This window comes from Pseudomonas sp. HD6515 (assembly GCF_024971855.1).
Lineage (GTDB): Bacteria > Pseudomonadota > Gammaproteobacteria > Pseudomonadales > Pseudomonadaceae > Aquipseudomonas > Aquipseudomonas alloputida.
The window spans coordinates 4,847,711-4,867,707 of record NZ_CP079827.1 but is presented as its reverse complement, the minus strand read 5'-3'; the positions used below and the strand labels follow the sequence as shown (position 1 = coordinate 4,867,707).

The following is a 19,997-nucleotide window of genomic DNA, read 5'->3' as shown; positions in this document are numbered from 1 at the left end:
ATGTTGCCGTTCTGGATCGCCCTGCAATTTCTCAGCAGCCTGCCGGTGAGCCTGCCGGGCATGCCGGCACCGCGTGAGGTAGGGCGTTCGCTGCTGTACTACCCGCTGGTCGGGTTGCTGTTCGGCTTGCTGCTGTGGTTGGCCAGTCATCTGCTTCAGGGCACGCCGTCGCCGCTGCACGCGGCTTTGCTGCTGACACTGTGGGTACTGCTCAGTGGTGCCTTGCACCTGGATGGCCTGGCGGACAGTGCCGACGCCTGGCTAGGTGGTTTCGGCGACCGTGAGCGCACCTTGCGGATCATGAAAGACCCGCGCAGTGGGCCGATTGCCGTGGTCACCCTGGTCTTGGTGTTGTTGCTGAAGTTTTGCGCACTGTGGGTGCTGGTCGGGCAGGGCATCGGGGCGCAATTACTGCTGGCGCCGCTGATCGGGCGGGCGGCGATGTTGGGCCTGTTCCTTTGTACACCTTATGTGCGACCTGGCGGGTTGGGCCAGGCGTTGGCCGAACATATGCCCCGGCGCGCGGCGGGGTGGGTGTTGCTGGTTTGTGTGCTGTTCTGCCTCTTCCTGGGCGGATGGAGCGTGCTGCTGGCGCTGGCGGTGTTTGCCTGGTTGCGGCATCTGATGTGCCGGCGCCTGGGCGGGACCACCGGTGATACCGCCGGTGCGTTGCTGGAGCTGCTGGAGCTGGCCGTCGTGCTCGGGTTGGCGCTGGGGCTTTGAGCGCTTGATCTGGACGGCCCTTTAGCGGCTGCTTTGCGGTGCTTTCGCAGCACGCCATAGGTGTGGAGGGGCAGTAACTTCCAGAAACGGTCCGGAAGCGCCTGCCTCTTCCTTGTCGGCGTATCTTCAGCCTCCCCCAAGCAACCAGGTAGGCTTCCCGTGCGTCACTGGATCTTTGCCAGTCTATTGGTCCTGTCCACCCTCCCAGCCTCTGCTGCAGACCTCATGGCGTTCTGGGACACCCCACGCCACGGCGGCAACAGCTTCAACCGGCTGCCACCCGATCAAGCCTACTTCGATGCCCTGAGGGGGTACGGCGCCACATGGGTGCGGCTGTCGTACGACAAATGGCAACCCGTGAAACGTGATTTCCTCCTCGGCAGCGCCGATACCTATGAAGGCCTGCCCGACGCCGACCTGGCTGTGCTGCGTGCCACCCTCGACCGGGCGCACCAGGCGGGGCTCAAGGTGGTCATCGCGCCACTCTCGCTACCGGGTATGCGCTGGTCGCAAAACAACCAGGGCCAGTTCGATGATCGCCTGTGGCAAGACAAACGTTACTGGTCCCAGGCTGCGGCGTTCTGGCGAGATATGGCGCGCGAACTGAAAAGTCATCCGGCCATCGCGGCCTACAACCTGATCAATGAGCCCGCACCGGAGAAACAGGGCGGCCTGGCTGAACATGCCGAACTCGGGCAGATGCAGCAGTGGTATGCGCAAGCGCAGGGCGGTGCGCGCGATCTGCCCTTGCTGTACCGGCAACTGATAGCGGCCATACGCGAAGAAGACACTGATACGCCGATCATGGTCGATGCCGGCTGGTATGCAGGCGCAGACGCGTTCGGCTACTGGTCGGCGCCGCTGGAAGACCCGCGAGTGCTGTACAGCGTGCACATGTACGAGCCCTATGCCGCAACCAGTGCGCCGAATATGGCGCGCAAACAGCCCATCGCCTATCCAGGCCCCGTATCTTTTGCCGGGCAGACACAGCTGTGGGATGGGCGGCGAGTTGAGCGTTACCTGCGCCAGCCGCTGGCATGGGCCGAGGCCATGGGGCTGCCGCTTTCTCGCCTGGTGGTGGGTGAGTTTGGCTGCATGCGCAGGCTGCCGGGTTGCCGGCAGTACCTTGAAGATGTACTCGTCGTGCTGGATCGCAACCGGTTGCACTGGGCGTTCTATAGCTTTCGTGAAGACAACTGGGATGGCATGGACTACGAGCTGGGCACGGCGAAGGTGCCGTGGCGCTACTGGCAGGCGGTCGAGCAGGGCGCGCCAGACCCCTTGGTGCGCAAGGCCACGGTTGAGTTCGAGCCGATCCGCAGGCGCTTGAACCCGGACTGACGCTTCTCACTCTTTCGTGAAACTTCTTGCAACACTCAGTACGCGGGTATATACACGTATCCATGCTGACCAGTGAATGCATCTGTACCCACCTGCGTCGCGCCGCCCGCGGCGTGAGCCGGCATTACGACGAAGCCCTTGCCGGCTTCGGGGTCAATGTCGCCCAGTTTTCCCTGCTGCGGCACCTGCAGCGGCTCGACCGACCCAGCATCACAGCCCTGGCCGAAGCCATGGGGCTCGAGCGCAGTACCCTGGGCCGCAACCTGCGTGTGCTGGAGGCGGATGGGCTGGTAGCACTGGGCGAGGGCGACGACCAGCGTAACCGCGTGGTGCTGTTGACCGAGGCGGGCAAGCAACTGCTGCACGTTGCCCACCCAGCCTGGGAGCAGGCCCAGAAAGAACTGGTTGAACGGCTTGGGGTGGGGCAGCGGGATGAACTGGTGCGACTGCTGGAACAACTGGCCTGAAGTGAAACGACTATAAGCGGGTATATACCCGCAAAACCTTGCGATGTGCTGGAGATAACGACAATGACTTCGGTGTGGCGAACCAGCGGATGGGTGTTGGTGGGGGCGGCCTTGATACTGGCGCTGTCTCTGGGCGTACGGCACGGCTTTGGCCTGTTTCTGGGGCCGATGAGTGCTGATTTCGGCTGGGGGCGTGGGGTTTTTGCCTTCGCCATTGCCCTGCAGAACCTGATCTGGGGCCTGGCGCAGCCGTTCGCCGGCGCCTTGGCCGACCGGCTTGGCGCGGCGCGGGTGGTCATCATCGGCGGTATTCTCTATGCCGTCGGTTTGATCTTGATGGGCTTGGCTGATTCGCCCTGGTCGTTGTCGCTGAGTGCGGGCTTGCTGATCGGCATCGGCCTGTCTGGCACGTCGTTCTCGGTCATTCTCGGTGTGGTCGGGCGTGCCGTGCCGGCCGAAAAGCGCAGCATGGCCATGGGGATCGCCAGCGCCGCCGGGTCATTCGGCCAGTTCGCCATGTTGCCGGGCACCCAAGGCCTGATTCAGTGGCTGGGCTGGTCGGCAGCGTTGCTGGTACTGGGCCTTTTGGTGGCGTTCATCGTGCCTTTCGTCGGCCTGCTGCGCGATCGCCCGTTACCCAGTCACGGTGCCGAGCAGACCCTGGGCCAGGCGCTGCGCGAGGCGTGCACGCACTCTGGCTTCTGGTTGCTGGCGCTGGGCTTTTTTGTCTGTGGCTTCCAGGTCGTATTCATTGGCGTTCACCTGCCGGCCTACCTGGTTGACCAGCACCTGGCTGCGGCCACCGGTACGACAGTGCTGGCGCTGGTCGGCCTGTTCAACATCGTCGGTACCTTCACTGCTGGCTGGTTGGGCGGGCGCATGTCCAAGCCGCGCCTGCTGACCGGGTTGTACCTGCTGCGTGCGGTGGTGATCGTGCTGTTCCTGTGGGCGCCGGTGAGCGAGTTCAGTGCTTACCTGTTCGGCATTGCCATGGGGCTGCTGTGGTTGTCCACGGTTCCGTTGACCAATGGCACTGTGGCCACGGTGTTTGGGGTGCGCAACCTGTCCATGCTGGGCGGTATCGTGTTCCTGTTCCATCAGTTGGGTGCGTTCCTGGGGGGCTGGCTGGGTGGGGTGGTGTATGACCGCACCGGTAGCTACGACGTGGTCTGGCAGATTTCCATCCTGCTCAGCTTGTTGGCCGCTGCCCTTAACTGGCCGGTGCGCGAACGCCCGGTTTCACGCCTGCAGGCACAGGCTGCATGAACCGTTACCTGGTCCGCGGGCTGTTGGCTATTGCCGTGCTGCTGGTGCTGGCACTGGTGTGGTGGGGCTGGCATCAGGGAGGGATGGCGTTGATGCAACTGGGCATGGGTGTTTGTTAGGCGCTACCCTGCAAGTTCAAAGGTAGCGATGCAGGAGAGACGAGTCATGCGTGCACATTGGTTGACGGTGCCGGTGCTGGCCCTGCTTGCCAGTACATCAAGCTGGGCTGCAGATTGCCCGGCGTTGTTGCAGGGCAGCCTGCCGGAATTGCGCGGTAAGGGGCAGGTCGACCTCTGCGAGCGCTTTGCCGGCAAGCCGCTCGTGGTGGTGAATACTGCCAGTTATTGCGGTTTTGCCCCGCAGTTCGAGGGGCTTGAGGCGACGTACAAGGAATATCACGAGCAAGGCCTGGAAATGCTCGGCGTGCCGTCCAATGACTTCAAGCAGGAAGACGCCGACAGTGAGAAGACTGCCAAGGTTTGCTATGCCAACTACGGTGTCACCTTCACCATGACCAAGACGCAGGCGGTGCGGGGCAAGGATGCGATACCGCTGTTTGCGGAGCTGGCCAGCCAGAGCAGTGCGCCGAAGTGGAATTTCTACAAGTATGTTGTCGATCGCAAGGGCAAGGTGATCGGTAACTTCTCCAGCCTGACCAAACCGGATGATCCTGCGTTCCGCGCCGCTATCGAAAAGGCCATCGCCTCACAGCAGTAACCAGGCTGTGCTTGCTGCGGCTTTTGCGTCTAAGCGCGCGGTAGTTCAGGCGACGCAGATTGCGACTTCAGGAGGCCGAGCGCAGGCCTCCTGAAGTCGCGAAGATCAAGATCAAAAACAGGAAGTGGCTGGCTGCGGGTGACTTCACCGTGCATGCACGGTAATCGCCACCAACCGCACCACCACCGGCCGGACCACCAGCACACACACAAATGCCACCGGCATCGCCAGCTGATAGGCCTTGAGCACATTGCCCAGATACTCCGGGGTAAACCCGGCATTGGCCGCCGTGATCACGAAGCACATCAACAGCGCCATGATCGACGACATGTAGAACGCGAAAACGTAGGGGGTAGCGACCGGGTGCAATTTACGTCGACTGCGCGATCGGGGCAGGTTGCTCATGCGAACTCCTGAAAACTGAGTGGAAGCGCAGATTAGCAACCTGCACGTCTGCAGCTGTAGACCCGCGGCATTGAGTTCTTTATAAAGAAATTCTTACGAATCCAGGCGCTCCCCATGGACCTGCTCAACGCCATTCGCTGCTTCATCAAAGTGGTCGAAGCCGGTAGCATCGCCGCTGGTGCCCGTATCCTCGGCCTTAGTCCGGCAGCCGTCAGCCAGAACCTGGCGCGGCTGGAAAGCCACCTGCAAGTTCGCCTGCTCAGTCGAACCACCCGCAGCATGGCCGTGACGCCCTCTGGCGCCCAGTATTACGAGCGTGTAAAGCATATCGAGCGTGATTTGGCCCTGGCCGAACAGGCGGTTACAACACCCGACAGCGAGCCTCAGGGGCGGCTGTGCATTGCCTCGACCTCTGCCTTCGGCCGTCATGTGCTGGCGCCATTGATTCCTGCTTTCAGTGCCCGCTACCCTTTACTTTCGATAGAGTTGGTAACGACTGATCGTCGGGTCAACCATGCCCGTGAAGACGTTGATGTGAGCCTGCGCATTGCCCCGCAGCTCGAAGACCAGCTGTTGGCCCGGCGCATCGCCCGCATCCCGTTCATTTGTTGTGCCTCACCCGGTTACCTGCAAAGTGCTGGCGTACCTGCCACGCCCGAGGCCTTGCGCGGGCACCGTTGCCTGGTGTTTCGCTATCCGGTGGATGGCCGCTTCTTGCGCTGGGGCTTCATGCGGGACGGCCTGCGCTTCGAAGCGGAATTCGGCACTGTATTGATCAGCGACGATATCGATGCCCTGACCCAGATGGCCTTGCACGATGGTGGCATCACCCGTCTGGCCGAGTTCATCGTGCGGCCGCACCTGGCCTCGGGGGCCTTGGTGCCGCTGTTCGAATACTGCGACAGCAGCCAGGCTTACGCCCAGACCGAGCCCATGGACATCTACCTGTGCCTGGCCGATCGCTTTGCCATGACCACCAAGGTGCGCGCATTCATGGACTATCTGCGCGAATGCCTGGGCGACAGCTGGCAAGTGCAGGCATGAAAAAAACCGCCACGAGGGCGGTTTTCATGTCACGCACAGGAATCAGAAGCGGTAGGTGAGGGATGCACCGATACCGTGAGCGCTGTTCTCGTACTTGGCCTGGTAGCTGCCTTTCAACAGCCCTTGTTGCTGCGAGCTTGGCAGGTTGTTGACCTTGGTATCCTCTTCCCACAGATACGAATAGGCAACGTCGATGGTCATGTCATCGTTCGGGCTCCAGCCGGCACCAAAGCTGACCGCTTTACGATCGCCAGTCGGAATGCGTGGCGAGCGATCATGGTTGTTGGTGGGCGACTGGTCGACGGAGAAGCCTGCGCGCAGGGTCCACTCCTTGTTCACCTTGTAGGACGCACCAATGGCGTGGGCCCAGGTGTCGTGCCAGTTCTGCTCTTCGGTGATGGTCTTCAACGGGTAGCCTGCCGGCGCTTCGTTCTCGACGACGATGCTTTCCAGGCGGCTCCAGCGCGTCCAGGTGCTACCCGCATACAGTGTCCAATGGTCATCCAGTTCATGAGTGACCGAGAAGTCCACTGACTCTGGTGTCTTGATTTTCAGGCTGGCGTCGAACTTGCCGTTCAGGCCAAGCTGTGGAATCGGGTAGGAAACGCGGGTATTGCCTTCAAGCTTGTAGTCGACCATCGAGTGATAGGTCAGGCCCAGACGGGTACGGTCCGTAGCTTGTACCATAACGCCGATGTTGTAACCGATCGCAGTGTCGTCGCCCTTGATCTTGGTCTCGCCATCAGGGCCATTGGGCCCCAGGAGGGCCTTGCTGCTCAGGTTCGAACCCAGTTCACCCTTGATACGGTTGATAGTCGGGCCAAAACCGATCGACACTTTGTCGTTGAAGGCGTAGCTGACGGTTGGCTGGAAGGTGACAACCTCGACCTTGCTCTTCTTGCCCCAGTAGCGTGCAGCGTCATCGCTGCCGTAGTCGGTGATCAGGCCATATGGCACGTAAACGCCGAAGCCAACGCTCCAGTGATCATCAATCGGCTTGACGTAATAGCCCATGGGTACGCCAACGAGAGGCACCATGTCACCATCGGTTTCCCCCCCGAAGTTGCTGCCTGGGCCCGATATGTCGGTCTTGGCGATGACGGCAGCGCCGCCCACGGTGAATTGTTCGCGCTTGAGGCGGGACATGCCGGCCGGGTTGCCATACACAGTGCTGGCATCTTCGGCGGAGGACGAGCGCCCCGCAAAACCGGTTCCCATGCCGCTGATACTTTGTTCGTTCAGCGCGAACCCGGCGGCGAGCAGTTGGCTGGAAGCAAGCGCAACAGCTACGCCGAGGGAGGTTTTGAGCATTACTTTTTTCATTATTAGAAAACTCCTTGGGTCTCCGGGGCGAAAAGCTACCAACAAATCACGCGCCGCGCTATAGGCTCAATCGCAGGAGTTAGTGCGGTTTTGTAGGACAATCCGACCAAAATTCCCTTTTTTCCGGTTTACTTGTAGGACGCGTCTCAAGATGCCTGTGGCAATTTCTGATCTATGCAGGCATGCCAGGCGTGGGTGAAGTCGCGCAGACGACCCTGGGGGTTGAAAATCTGCCGCCAGATTCGCGCCAGTGCCAGTAGATCGTCCGCCGCAGGCAATGGGGTGGCCTGCTCTTCGATGAGCATCCAGGCAATGGCAGTGGAATAGCGCAGGTTGACGGTGAGCTCCAGGTGCGGGCCACCCAGGAAGGCGTGCTGGCTGGCCAGGCCGCGGACCAGGCTGGCCAGGTCGGGGTCACGGGCCAGGTATTCGTCCCAGAGCGCCTGGTGACGATGTTCGCCGATGCGGTAAAGGCCGTGCCCACGTCGGTCGTGCAGGGCTGAGCCGAGTGCTGACTGGCTGGCGGCGATACCCAGTAGCAAGGCTTCGGCGCTGGCACAGTGACGGTTCAGGTAGACCAGGGTGGGTCGGATCACATACTGACACAATTCATTCGCCGCAATACCCATGATGCCCTCGAGCAGGTAAGGGCCGGACGGGCGCTGGAGCTTGGCAGCTGGTGAATGATCAGGCCCGCCGGGAGCGGAAAGCACCGCTCGAGTTGAAGTGTAGTGTGATAATCGTGGTGTAAAGAGCTGTTTTTAAATCGATTACTGCCTGATGCTCCGGGCTATATGCCCTAAGGCAATTACGCCAAAAGCGTTCAGGCAGTCTTGCGATTGGATGATTCAGCGCTTGAATACCCCGGTATTCGCCGGTCACGCGGTGAGCGACTGACGCGTCCGGGCGATCACCGCCTGCAGCGGTTCATGGCGGCTGTACTGGTCGTGGTACAGGCGTTCGGTGTGGCAGGCAACGCCGTGTTCGTCTACCAAGGTAAAGCTGAAGCTGCCCTTGCGTGGGGCAACGATAAGGCACTTCAACGGCGAGAAGGCCTGGGAGAGGGTGCCAATGGCAGCCTGAATCTGATGATGAGTTTGCATATTGTTGGAGGTTCCTGCTTTAAACACGGGGGATATGATCCGTGCATGATAGAAACGTTCCAGTGACGCCTTTATTAAGGGACGAACGAACCTGACTGGAACAGGGCAGCCAGAGGGGGCGCAATCAAATGTGGGCGCTTGGGCTGACTGGTAGGTACTTCGGAAGGCAGGCAGCACGCCGGGGCCAAGGTTCTAGGCCGTCGAGGTGGGATCCTGATCAATCTGTCATGTGATTCGTGCTTGCGCAGCGTAAGGCTGGCGAGGGAATCATTGAATGGGCCGGTCCTTGTTTCAGCAGGGACGCTCTTGGGGGGAGCGAGTCTGCAAGGACGCTTGCGGCCAGAATTGACTTTCAGCTTGGTACTAACGAGGGGCACCTTACCGGAAGCGAAGATGTTTGGCAAGCACTACGTTTGTTCAGGTTAGCCGCGCAGTATGGCGCGAATTTTCGCTGCTGGGAAGAGGGGGTAAATGGCCCGAATGCCGTCCGATGTGCCCTTTTCGTGCACCCAAATGGAGGTTTATGGTGCACTTGTTCACATTCGGGGCAGCGCTTGTAACGGCTTGGCAACACCACCCAGCAGCCTCGCCAATGCCTTGACTGCGTGGTTAAGTCAATGAAAAAAAACACTATTTTTAGCTGGTGAAAAAATCGTCAGTTTGACCAAAGCCCCCAATTCACGGGGGTTTGAGGGGTGTGAGAGGGGGTTGTCCACCGAGTTATCCACAGGAACTGTGGATTGTCCCGAGCGCTTGCTCTAGCACGGGCGTGCCAGCAATGGGATGAACTGTCCGACAATCGCCATGCTCCAACAGACCGGTTGGTCATCCACCTGGAAACGTCAAGAAAAGATCATTGAAATTTTTTTCAATCCTCCAGAAATCGACAGGCCAGGGCGAGAAAAAAAGAGTAGAGTGGCGCGCCTTTCGAGTTACCAAACCTGTTGCTCATGAAGTTTCGCGGTAGACACCTTTCCAGCCCCGCTGCATCGACACCTGCACCTCCTGCCAAACGCTTTTCCCTGAAAGTGGCCTTGTGGTTGCTCGACAGCCCGCGCCTGGGCGACAACCCTCAGGTCAAGCACCTGGCCGGGCGCTTGCTGAAGCAGCCTGCGCGCCAAGGTGTGGTTGTGGCGCAGAGCCGCCTGGGGCAGATGCTGTGCCGCGATTGTGGCAACGCCCGTGACCGGCGTATAGGCCATGAGCTGCTGCGTCAGGCTGCCCGCGCAGGGGATCGGCGGGCGCAGCTGGAGTACGCTCGGCTGTGTCAGCACAACGAGCCGGAGCAGGCGCGCTATTGGCTTGAGCTTGCGGCAGGGCAGGGGTCGCAGGAAGCGCGGCGCTTGTTGCGACAGTGGTTTTCTGTCTGAGCTTTTTTGCCTGCGCGGGCCCTTTCGCGAGCAATCACCGATGTGTGTCCACCGCCGTGGTAGGAGCGGGTTTACCCGCGAATACGGTGGCGGCGTCAACAGTGAACGGCGGGTGGAGATTGGCCAGCAGGGCCGGCCCTTTCGCGGGTAAACCCGCCCCTACGGCGGCCTGTGTTCAACCCCCGATGCGTGTGTAGGAGCCGCGAATACGGTGGCGGCAGCAACGGTGAATGGCGGGTGGAAATTGGCCAGCAGGCCCGGCCCTTTCGCGGGTAAACCCGCTCCTACGGCGGCCTGTGTTCAACCCCCGATGCGTGTGTAGGAGCCGCGAATACGGTGGCGGCGTCAACGGTGAACGGCGGGTGGAAATTGGCCAGCAGGCCCGGCCCTTTCGCGGGTAAACCCGCCCCTACGGCGGCCTGTGTTCAACCCCCGATGCGTGTGTAGGAGCGGGTTTACCCGCGAATACGGTGGCGGCGGCAACGGTCAACGGCGGGTGGAGGTTGGCCAGCAGGGCCGGCCCTTTCGCGGGTAAACCCGCTCCTACGGGCGACCGTGCAGGCATTACCTTTGCCTTCAGGCTTGCGCAGCGGGCAGGCCCGCGATGAGGCCGATGCAGGCAACACGCCAGTCAGGCTGATAAGCTGCACTCTATTTGCATCAGAGCGTTCGGGGTAAGCATGACAGTGGATCTGGCCAGCATTCTGCTGGGCTTGGTGGCAGGCGTAATACCCTGCCTGGTGTGGGTCATGCAGGTGCAGCGCCGCCAGGGCGCACGGCAAGGTGAGCAGGCCTTGCTCGAAGAGCGCCTCAACGCTGCCCAACTTGCCCAGGCTGGCCTGCAGGCGCAACTGGACGCCAGCCGCGACGAGGTCAGCGACCTCAGTGAGGCCAACGCTGTCAAACAGGCCCAGCTGGCCGCCCAAGGCCGTGAGCTGGAGCTGCTGCAGATCGACCGCGACAATGCCCGTGATGCGGCCCACGCCTGGAGCCTTGAGCGCGCCAACCGCGAAGCCGAACTGCGCCGCCTGGAAGCGCAAACCGCGCGCCTGGACGCAGAACTGCGTGAACAGCAGGAAAGCCACCAGCAACGCCTGGAAGACCTGCAGGAGGCCCGTGACACCTTGCGCGCCCAGTTCGCCGACATGGCCACCAAGATCTTCGACGAGCGCGAGCAGCGCTTCGCCCAGACCAGCCAGCAGCACCTTGGCCAGTTGCTCGACCCGCTCAAGGAGCGCATCCAGGCCTTCGAAAAACGTGTGGAGGAAAGCTATCAACAAGAGGCCCGCGAGCGCTTCTCGCTGGGCAAGGAGCTGGAGCGCCTGCAACAGCTCAACCTGCGCCTGTCCGACGAAGCCACCAACCTTACCCAGGCCTTGAAGGGCCAGAAAACCCAGGGTAACTGGGGGGAGCTTATCCTCGAACGCGTGCTGGAGCATGCCGGCCTGGAAAAGGGCCGCGAATACCAGACCCAGGTCAGCCTGAAAAGCGCCGATGGCGAGCGTTTCCAGCCGGATGTGCTGATCATGCTGCCCGGCGACAAGCAGGTGGTGGTGGACGCCAAGGTCAGCCTCACTGCGTACCAGCAGTTCGTTGCCGGCAACGACGAAGCTGCGCTCAAGCAGCATGTGCAGTCGCTGCGCAGCCACGTCAAAGGCCTGTCGAGCAAGGACTACAGCCGCCTTGAAGGCCTGCACAGCCTGGATTTCGTGTTGTTGTTCGTGCCCATCGAGGCGGCCTTTTCGGCGGCCCTGCAGGCCGAGCCGAACCTGTTCCAGGAGGCCTTCGACCGGCAGATCGTGATTGTCAGCCCTACCACGTTGCTGGCGACCTTGCGGGTGATCGACAGCCTGTGGAAGCAGGAGCGTCAAGGGCAGAACGCCCGCGAAATTGCCGAGCGTGCCGGCTGGCTCTACGACAAGTTCGTGCTGTTCATCCAGGACCTGGACGAGCTGGGCAGCCGCTTGCAGCAGGTAGACAAGGCTTATGCTGCCGCGCGCAACAAGCTGTGCGAAGGGCGTGGCAACCTGGTCAGCCGCAGCGAGCAGCTTAAGCTACTGGGCGCCCGTGCCAGCAAGAGCTTGCCGGCAGACCTGCTGGAGCGGGCGCTGTCCGACGAGGCGCTGCCCGACGTAGCGGTTACTGAGCCAGGCTCAGATGGCGATTGAGCAGGGCGCGCAAGGCCGCGGGCTTGACCGGTTTGGCCAGGTAGTCCAGCCCTGATGCATGTACCAGGGCGATGGTTTCCTTGCTGCCGTCGGCGCTGATCACTACACCGGGTACCGGCTCACCCAGCCGTGCTCGAAGCCAGCCCATCAGCCCGGTGCCGGTCTCGCCGTCGTCCAGGTGGTAGTCCACCAATGCCAGGTGCGGGCGCATGCCTTTGGCCAGCAGGGCTTCGCATTCGGCCTGGTTGCGCGCGGTCCATACCTGGCAACCCCAGCGGCTCAGCAGGCTGTTCATGCCGATCAGGATGCTGTCTTCGTTGTCCACGCAAAGCACTTGCAGCCCGGCCAGTGGCTGGCCGCCCTGTTGTTCCACGGGCGCGCTTGGCGCCGCGGCGGCCTGGCGTGCAATCGGTACGCTGACGCGGAACACCGTGCCCTTGCCTGGCCATGAGCGCACTTCCAGCGGATGCCCCAGCACCCGACACAGGCCGTCTGCGATGGCCAGGCCCAACCCTAGCCCCTTCTCGGCACGGGTCTGGTGGCTGTCCAGGCGCTTGAACTCCTGAAAGATCACTTGCAGCTTGTCGTCAGCAATGCCCGGGCCACGGTCCCAGACCTCCAGCCACAGGCGCTCGCCCTGTCGGCGCGCGCCTAGCAGGATCGGGCTCTTGCCGTAGCGCAGGGCATTGGTGAGGAAGTTCTGCAGCACCCGGCGTAGCAGTTTCATGTCGCTGTCCACCCGCAGGCGGCTGCCGCGCAGGCGGAACTCCAGGCCTTTCTCGGCCGCCAGCAGCTTGAACTCGGCGCCCAGGGTGTCGAACAGCTCGTTGAGGGCGAAGGGTTTGGCATCCGGGGTGATCTTGCCGTTTTCCAGGCGCGAGATGTCCAGCAGGTCGCTGATCAGCTCTTCAGCCGAGCGCAGCGAGCTGTCCATGTGCTGTACCAACTGCTGGGCCTCTTCGTTCATGCCCTCGGCCTGTTGCGACAAGGCGGCAGAGAAAAGCCGTGCGGCGTTCAACGGTTGCATCAGGTCATGGCTGACGGCGGCCAGGAAGCGGGTCTTGGACTTGCTCACCGCTTCGGCCTGGCTCTTGGCTTCGGACAGCGCCTGGTTCAACTGCGACAGTTCGTGGGTGCGCTCCGCCACGCGTTGTTCAAGGCGTTCGTTGGCATCGCGCAGGGCCTGCTCGGCCTCGCGGAACGGGGTGATGTCGGTGAAGCTCATGACAAAGCCGCCGCCCGGCATCGGGTTGCCGATCAGCTCGATCACCCGGCCATTGGGGAACAGCCGCTCGGAGGAGTGCGCGCGGCCCTGACGCATCCAGTGCAGCCGCCGCGCCACATGCACTTGCGCCTCGCCGGGGCCGCACAGGCCGCGCTCGGCGTTGTAGCGGATGATGTCGGCAATCGGTCGCCCTACGCTGATCAGCCCGTCCGGGTAGTTGAACAGCTCCAGGTAGCGGCGGTTCCAGGCCACCAGGTGCAAATTCTGGTCGACCACGCTGATGCCCTGGTTGATGTTCTCGATGGCGCCTTGCAGCAGGGCGCGGTTGAACTGCAGCACCTCACTGGCTTCGTCAGCGATGCGCACCACGTCTTCCAGCTGCATGTCGCGGCCTTCGATGGCCGCTTTGACCACGGCGCGGGTCGAGGAGGTACCGAGTACCCCGGCCAGCAGGCGTTCGGTGTGCTCGATCCAGTCGCCATCGGCGTTCTGGTTCGGGTTGAAGCCCTTGCCCTGGCGGTAGGCAAAGCGGATGAAGCTCTGCCGTGCGCGCTCTTCCCCGACAAAGCGCGAGGCCAGGGTCAACAGGTCGTCGATCTGCACCGCCAGCAGCGGCTTGCTGCTGGGCCGCGCGCTGGTCTGCTGGCCAATGAACCGGCCGGCCTGCCAGTGCTCGGAAACCCGTGTGCGCGACAGCACCGAAACCCAGGCGAACAGGGTGAAGTTGCCCGCCAGTGACAGCACCACACCTTGGGTCAGTGGACTGATCGGCAGGTTCAGCGGGTTGCCGTGCAGCCACGCCAGGCCAGGGAACAACTGCAACGACCAGCCCAGGCTGTGCGCGGCAATCGGCAGCACCAAGGTGTAGAACCACAGGAAAATGCCAGCGGCCAGGCCGGCGAACACGCCGCGACGGTTGGCCTGCTTCCAGTACAGCGCGCCAAGCATGGCCGGGGTGAGCTGGGTCACAGCGGCAAAGGCGATCTGGCCGATGGTCGCCAGGCTGGCGGTGGAACCCAGCAGGCGGTAGCTGACATAGGCCAGCAGCAGGATCACCACGATGGTTACCCGGCGTACCGAAAGCATCCAGTGGCGGAACGCTTCGAAAGGCCGCTCGGCGTTGTTGCGGCGCAGCAGCCAGGGCAGCAGCATGTCGTTGGACACCATGGTCGACAGCGCCACGGCCTCGACGATCACCATGCCGGTAGCTGCCGAGGCGCCGCCGATGAACGCCAGCAGGGCAAGGCTCGGGTGCGCCTCGGCCAGCGGCAGGCTGATGACGAACGAGTCGGAGATCACCGTGCCGGGCAGCATCATCTGCCCAGCCAGGGCAATCGGCACCACGAACAGCGCGGCCAGTGCCAGGTACATGGGGAATACCCAGCGCGCCAGGCGCAAGTCCTGCGGTTCGATGTTCTCGACCACGGTAACGTGGAACTGCCGGGGCAGGCAGATGATTGCCATCATCGCCACGGCGGTTTGCACCACCATGGACGGCCAATTGATGGTTTCTTTCCAATAGTCCTGCAAGTGGATCGACTGGCGGGCCTGGCTGAACAGGTCGTCGAAGCCGTCATACAGGTTGAAAACGATGAAGATGCCCACTGCAAGGAACGCCAGCAGCTTGATCAGCGATTCGAAGGCGATCGCCAGGACCATGCCGCGGTGGTGCTCGGTCACATCCAGGCTGCGGGTACCGAAGACGATCGCGAACAGCGCCAGTACCAGCGATATCACCAGCGCGGTGTCCTGCACGCGGGTGCCGGTGGCGTCGGCGTTGGCCCCGATCAACAGGTTCACGCCCAGTACGATGCCCTTGAGCTGCAGGGCGATATACGGCAGCACGCCGACCAGGCAGATCAGCGCCACCACCACTGCCAGGGTCTGCGACTTGCCGTAGCGTGCGGCAATGAAGTCGGCGATCGAGGTGATGTTCTGCTGCTTGCTGATCAACACCATCTTCTGCAGCACCCACGGCGCGAAGATCAGCAGCAGTACCGGGCCCAGGTAGATTGGCAGGAATGCCCAAAGCTGTTCGGCGGCCTGGCCGACCGCGCCGAAAAAGGTCCAGCTGGTGCAGTACACGGCCAGCGACAGGCTGTACACCCAGGCACGCAGCTTTGGCGGCAATGGCGTGCTGCGGCGGTCGCCATAGAAGGCGATGGCGAACATGATGGCCATATAGGCCAGGGCGACCACGGCGATCAGCCCGCTGGACAACGACATGAAGACTCCGAAGCAAAAAGGTAACGCGGTCCCGATCAATCAGTCTGGCACGCAAGTGCCGCTTCGTCAGCGCAGACGATGGTTGTAGGAGCGGGTTCACCCGCGAATAGGCCAGAACAGGCAACATCAACCCCTGCGGGTACCCAACCCATAGAACACCCCTGCCAGTATCACCGACAACACCAGCAGGTAGAAGACTGCCCCCGGCCACAGGTGTACCAGTGCAAACCCCACCATCACCGGCCCCAGCGCCGCCCCCAGGTTGGACAGGTTCTGCGCGCCGTAATACACCCCGCGCAAGTGCTCCGGTGCGATCAGGTCGATAAACATGTACTCGGCCGGGATCACGATGATTTCGCCCAGCGTGAACACCAGCATCGCCAGGCACCAGGCCAGTACCGAGCCCGCCAGTGCAAAACCCAGCAAGCCGGCGATGAACAGGCCCATGCCGGCCAACAGCCACGGCATCAGACGCTGGCGGCTGATGCGCCGGCCAATCAGGTACTGCAAGGCAATGACCGTCACGGCGTTGGTGGTGACCAGATAGCCGATCAGCCGTGCCGCTTCGGCCGGGTTGCTGGTGACCACCAGGTACTGGGACAGGTAGGCGGTGAACTGCCCGAACACCACCGCGCTCAGCACCCCACCCACGGTAAAGCACACCAGCCGGCGATCCCGCGCCAGCCCCAGCGCCACCTGGCCGAAGCCGGCCGCAGGCTTGTCCGGCGCGCTGGCCTGCAGGCTGCGATCACCCAGGCGCCAGTAAGCCAGGCACATGGCCAGGCCAAGCAGGGCAGAGGCGAGGAACGGCACATGGTCGTTCAGTTCAAGCATGGCCACGCCCAGCAACGGGCCGGTGGCGTAGCCGACGTTGCTGAGGGTGTACTTGATGGCGAATACCTCGGCCCGCTCATCCACCGGCAGTAACGCGCAGAAGCCCGCCTTGGCAGCAATGTCGACCACTGCCAGGGCCAGGTTGATCAACACCAGACAAAAGAAGAACGGCAGTGCCGAACGGCTGGCGACCGCGCCGACGAAGGCCAGGGCGAACAGCAGGGTACTGGCGCTGACCAGCGTGTGGTTGCTCAAGGTGTCGACCAGATGGCCACCGTACAGACTCAATAGCGAGGCGACGATCAGCGCGCCACCGATCAGCAGGCCGATCTGGCTGATCGGCAGCTGGAAATTGTCGGCCAGGTAAACCACCAGGTAGGGCAGGGTGAGGGCGCGGGCGACGGTAAGCGCGAAGGTGGTGGTGAGCAGCAGGCGAACGGTGTGCGGGTAGCGTTTTATGGCGGCGAGCATTGCCACGTCCTTGTTGTGCGGGTTTGCCGAGCACAAGCATAAGCCACATGCGGTCCTTGCAGCAGCACCGGCAACGTTCAAGAGAAGATGGCAATGCTCCGGCTGGCTCACAGCCCGTCGCGACACAAGGCCGCTTCACGGACAAAGGGCGACAGGCGGAGGATTGACAGTCTGTCAGGCTCGGGGAATACTCTCGAAAAATTCATATATATGTTTATATAACAAGACGAGAGCGAGACCCATGCACCCATTGACCGGTGATGCTCGACTGCCCCGCTACCAACAACTGCGCGACCACATGGTCGCGCAAATTGCCAACAACCGCTGGCGCCCGGGGGAAGCGATCCCGACCGAAGCAGCCTTGGCCACCGAGTTCGATATGTCGATCGGTACCGTGCGCAAGGCCGTCGATGTCCTGGTGGCCGAAGGCGTGCTGGAGCGCCAGCAGGGCCGTGGCACCTTCATTCGCCGCCCACAGTTCCAGTCGTCGCTGTTCCGCTTCTTCCGTTTCGAGGCCGCCAATGGCGAGCGCATAGTGCCGGAAAGCCGCATTCTTTCCATCGAGTCGCTTCCGGCGCCTTCGGCAGTGGCCGAGGCATTGGGCCTGGCAGGGGAGGCAGAAGTGATCCGCATCGTTCGCACACGTCTGCTTGGCGCCCAGCCGGTGCTGGCCGAAGACATCTGGCTGCCGCGCCAAACCTTCCAGCCGCTGCTGGACGTGGATTTAAACAGCAAGGGCCCACTGCTGTACCCGATCTACGAAGCGCTGTGCGGTCAGGTGGTCGCCTACGCCGAAGAAACCCTGACCGCCGAAGCGGTCGACGCGGTGCATGGCCGCTTGCTGCAACTGCCGGCCGACAGCCCGGTGGTCGTGATCGAGCGCCTGGCCCGCGACTATGCCGGCAAACCTCTGGAATGGCGCCGCTCGCGCGGCCATGCGCAGCACTTCCGCTACCGCATCGACATTCGCTAAACCGGTCGCTTCACCCTTTTACCTGTCTGCGCCGTGCTGCCATGGCGCAGTGGCTTCGCCTGCCCGTCACACCACGAATAGAAGGATAACAATCATGTTCAGCTGGTATCGCGAGATCACCTCACGGGAACGCAAGACATTCTGGGCCTGTTTCGGCGGCTGGTCGCTCGATGCGCTGGAAGTGCAGATGTTCGGCCTGGCCATCCCCGCGCTGATCGCCGCGTTCTCCCTGACCAAGGGCGATGCCGGCCTGATCAGTGGCCTGACCCTGGTGACCTCGGCAATCGGCGGCTGGCTGGGTGGCACACTGTCCGACCGCTATGGTCGCGTGCGTACCCTGCAATGGATGATTCTCTGGTTCTCGTTCTTCACCTTCCTTTCGGCGTTCGTCACCGGCTTCTACCCGTTGCTGTTCGTCAAGGCCATGCAAGGCTTTGGCATCGGTGGCGAATGGGCAGCCGGCGCTGTGCTGATGGCCGAAACCATCAACCCCAGGTATCGCGGCAAGGTCATGGGCACGGTGCAGAGTGCCTGGGCTGTGGGGTGGGGGCTGGCGGTGGCACTGTTTACGCTGATTTACTCACTGGTGCCGCAGGAGTTTGCCTGGCGGGTGATGTTCTTCGTCGGTCTGCTGCCATCGCTGCTGATCATTTGGGTACGCCGCAACGTGCCTGAGCCGGACAGCTTCCAGCGCCTGCAAAAGGAAAAGGCCATCCCTTCCAGCTTCTTGCACTCGATGGCTGGCATCTTCCGCCCGGAACTGCTGCGTGTGACCCTGCTGGGCGGCTTGCTCGGCCTGGGTGCCCACGGTGGCTACCACGCGGTGATGACCTGGTTGCCGACCTTCCTCAAGACAGAGCGCAACCTTTCGGTGCTGAACTCGGGCGGTTACCTGGCGGTGATCATCCTGGCCTTCTGGTGCGGCTGCGTGGTCAGCGGCCTGCTGATCGACCGTATTGGCAGGCGCAAGAACATCCTGCTGTTCGCCCTGTGCTGTGTACTGACCGTGCAGGCCTACGTGTTTTTCCCGCTGACCAATACCCAGATGCTGTTCCTCGGCTTCCCGCTGGGTTTTTTTGCCGCCGGCATCCCGGCCAGCCTGGGTGCGTTTTTCAATGAGCTGTACCCGGCTGATGTGCGCGGCGCCGGGGTGGGCTTTTGCTACAACTTCGGTCGCGTGCTGTCGGCCGTGTTCCCGTTCCTGGTCGGGCACATGAGCGAGTCGATGTCGCTGGGCAGTGCCATCGGCATCGATGCCGGCATCGCGTATGGCGTTGCGGTGATCGCAGCCCTGTGCCTGCCCGAAACCCGTGGCCGCAACCTTGAATCTGCACCTGCGCCGGAAACGGCCGGTGCCGTCGCCAAGTAACCTGAACCTGTTTGTATGAGAACCATGCCCGACGCACCCGCTTTGCACCTGACTGCCATCGACAGCCACGCCCACGTGTTCAGCCGTGGGCTGAACCTGGCCCGCCAGCGGCGTTATGCGCCCAGTTACGATGCGCCGCTGGGCGACTACCTGGGCCAACTGCGGGCCCATGGTTGCAGCCATGGCGTACTGGTCCAGCCCAGCTTCCTGGGTACTGACAACCGCTACCTGCTCAGCGCCTTGCAGACCGCGCCAGGGCAACTGCGCGGGGTGGTGATGCTGGAGCGGGAGGTCGGGCGGGCGACCTTGGCGGAAATGGCCCGGTTGGGAGTCAGGGGGGTACGCCTCAACCTCATGGGGCAAGACATGCCTGACCTGACCGGCGCGCAGTGGCGGCCCCTGCTGGAGCGCATCGGCGAGCAGGGTTGGCACGTGGAACTGCACCGTCAGGTGGCGGACATCCCAGTGCTGGTGCGGGCATTGCAGCCCTATGGGCTGGACATCGTGATTGACCATTTCGGCCGCCCGGATGCCCGCCTTGGCCTGGGCCAGCCGGGGTTTGCCGAACTGCTGACCCTGAGCGGTCGGGGCAAGGTGTGGGTGAAGGTGTCCGGCATCTACAGGCTGCAGGGCTCGCCGGAAGAGAACCTGGCATTCGCCCGTCAGGCGCTGTGCGCGCTGGAAGCCCATTACGGCGCAGAGCGGTTGATGTGGGGCAGTGACTGGCCGCATACCCAGCATGAGTCGGAGGTCAGTTTCGGCACCGCTGTCGAACAGTTCGGGGCCTTAGGGTGTTCAGCGCAGTTGCGCCAGGCACTGTTGGTGGATACCGCGCGGGCGTTGTTTGGCTTCGAGTGACGAAGCGCCAGTGCTGCAACTGCTGGCAGGTCCTTGAACGCAATCTCGCTTGGCCATGCCTGAGCCGGTGCTTGCCAGTCAGCGCATTTCCCATGCAGATTTGTGGCCCGGCGC

General features: G+C 62.5%; 18 protein-coding genes. 12 read left to right on the top strand and 6 right to left on the bottom strand.

Annotated features, from left to right (window positions below):
* From KW568_RS22525 to KW568_RS22500, 6 genes are all read left to right on the top strand, one after another.
* Window positions 1–723, top strand: a complete 723-nt coding sequence (locus KW568_RS22525; protein ID WP_014860997.1) for an adenosylcobinamide-GDP ribazoletransferase — start codon at window positions 1–3, stop codon at window positions 721–723.
* A 225-nt stretch (window positions 724–948) separates the two neighbouring features.
* The gene (locus KW568_RS22520; protein ID WP_082431506.1) at window positions 949–2,064 is read left to right on the top strand and encodes a glycoside hydrolase family 5 protein; all 1,116 of its coding nucleotides are present in this window, start codon (window positions 949–951) and stop codon (window positions 2,062–2,064) included.
* Between the two features lie 62 nt (window positions 2,065–2,126).
* Window positions 2,127–2,531, top strand: a complete 405-nt coding sequence (locus KW568_RS22515) for a MarR family winged helix-turn-helix transcriptional regulator (protein WP_004575323.1) — start codon at window positions 2,127–2,129, stop codon at window positions 2,529–2,531.
* 63 nt (window positions 2,532–2,594) lie between these two features.
* Window positions 2,595–3,797, top strand: a complete 1,203-nt coding sequence (locus KW568_RS22510) for an MFS transporter (RefSeq protein ID WP_060538689.1) — start codon at window positions 2,595–2,597, stop codon at window positions 3,795–3,797.
* The gene (locus KW568_RS22505; RefSeq protein WP_003252477.1) at window positions 3,794–3,916 is read left to right on the top strand and encodes a hypothetical protein; all 123 of its coding nucleotides are present in this window, start codon (window positions 3,794–3,796) and stop codon (window positions 3,914–3,916) included. Before KW568_RS22510 ends, KW568_RS22505 begins: the two co-directional genes overlap by 4 nt.
* Before the next feature lie 46 nt (window positions 3,917–3,962).
* Window positions 3,963–4,514, top strand: a complete 552-nt coding sequence (locus KW568_RS22500; protein WP_003252479.1) for a glutathione peroxidase — start codon at window positions 3,963–3,965, stop codon at window positions 4,512–4,514.
* 144 nt (window positions 4,515–4,658) lie between these two features.
* Here the strand turns inward: KW568_RS22500 and KW568_RS22495 are convergent, their stop codons facing one another.
* Window positions 4,659–4,919: a DUF2798 domain-containing protein gene (locus KW568_RS22495; protein WP_003252481.1), complete on the bottom strand. Its 261-nt coding sequence runs from the start codon at window positions 4,917–4,919 to the stop codon at window positions 4,659–4,661.
* Window positions 4,920–5,033: 114 nt separating this feature from the next.
* Here KW568_RS22495 and KW568_RS22490 point away from each other — a divergent pair, with 114 nt between their 5' ends.
* Window positions 5,034–5,963: a LysR family transcriptional regulator gene (locus KW568_RS22490; protein ID WP_003252484.1), complete on the top strand. Its 930-nt coding sequence runs from the start codon at window positions 5,034–5,036 to the stop codon at window positions 5,961–5,963.
* A gap of 42 nt (window positions 5,964–6,005) precedes the next feature.
* On the opposite strand, the gene KW568_RS22485 is transcribed toward KW568_RS22490, so the two are convergent.
* The 3 genes from KW568_RS22485 to KW568_RS22475 form a co-directional block, all read right to left on the bottom strand.
* Window positions 6,006–7,286 carry an OmpP1/FadL family transporter gene (locus KW568_RS22485; RefSeq protein ID WP_003252486.1) on the bottom strand — a complete coding sequence of 427 codons (1,281 nt, stop codon included), beginning with the start codon at window positions 7,284–7,286 and terminating at the stop codon, window positions 6,006–6,008.
* Between the two features lie 146 nt (window positions 7,287–7,432).
* Window positions 7,433–7,915, bottom strand: a complete 483-nt coding sequence (locus tag KW568_RS22480) for a hypothetical protein (RefSeq protein ID WP_003252489.1) — start codon at window positions 7,913–7,915, stop codon at window positions 7,433–7,435.
* Window positions 7,916–8,164: 249 nt separating this feature from the next.
* Window positions 8,165–8,389 (bottom strand): hypothetical protein, encoded by a 225-nt coding sequence (locus tag KW568_RS22475; RefSeq protein WP_004575320.1) that lies wholly within the window; start codon window positions 8,387–8,389, stop codon window positions 8,165–8,167.
* Between the two features lie 950 nt (window positions 8,390–9,339).
* Between KW568_RS22475 and KW568_RS22470 the strand changes: the two genes are divergently transcribed.
* Together KW568_RS22470 and rmuC are read left to right on the top strand one after the other, a co-directional pair.
* Entirely contained in the window at window positions 9,340–9,759 is a 420-nt protein-coding gene (locus tag KW568_RS22470; protein ID WP_033725785.1) for a tetratricopeptide repeat protein, read from the top strand.
* Window positions 9,760–10,553: 794 nt separating this feature from the next.
* Window positions 10,554–11,927, top strand: coding sequence for a DNA recombination protein RmuC (rmuC, locus tag KW568_RS22465; protein ID WP_161774447.1), 1,374 nt, complete (start codon window positions 10,554–10,556; stop codon window positions 11,925–11,927).
* Here rmuC and KW568_RS22460 read toward each other — a convergent pair.
* Entirely contained in the window at window positions 11,899–15,378 is a 3,480-nt protein-coding gene (locus KW568_RS22460; protein ID WP_003252495.1) for a PAS domain-containing hybrid sensor histidine kinase/response regulator, read from the bottom strand. The genes rmuC and KW568_RS22460 overlap by 29 nt on opposite strands.
* Window positions 15,379–15,504: 126 nt before the next feature.
* Window positions 15,505–16,683, bottom strand: coding sequence for an MFS transporter (locus KW568_RS22455; RefSeq protein ID WP_004575316.1), 1,179 nt, complete (start codon window positions 16,681–16,683; stop codon window positions 15,505–15,507).
* Between the two features lie 241 nt (window positions 16,684–16,924).
* On the opposite strand from KW568_RS22455, the gene KW568_RS22450 reads away from it, so the two are divergent.
* The 3 genes from KW568_RS22450 (at window position 16,925) to KW568_RS22440 (ending at window position 19,883) form a co-directional block, all read left to right on the top strand.
* Window positions 16,925–17,656, top strand: coding sequence for a GntR family transcriptional regulator (locus KW568_RS22450; RefSeq protein ID WP_033725786.1), 732 nt, complete (start codon window positions 16,925–16,927; stop codon window positions 17,654–17,656).
* 94 nt (window positions 17,657–17,750) lie between these two features.
* Window positions 17,751–19,025 (top strand): MFS transporter, encoded by a 1,275-nt coding sequence (locus KW568_RS22445; RefSeq protein ID WP_064613954.1) that lies wholly within the window; start codon window positions 17,751–17,753, stop codon window positions 19,023–19,025.
* Window positions 19,026–19,049: 24 nt separating this feature from the next.
* Window positions 19,050–19,883, top strand: coding sequence for an amidohydrolase (locus tag KW568_RS22440; protein WP_060538686.1), 834 nt, complete (start codon window positions 19,050–19,052; stop codon window positions 19,881–19,883).
* Window positions 19,884–19,997 lie beyond the last annotated feature (114 nt).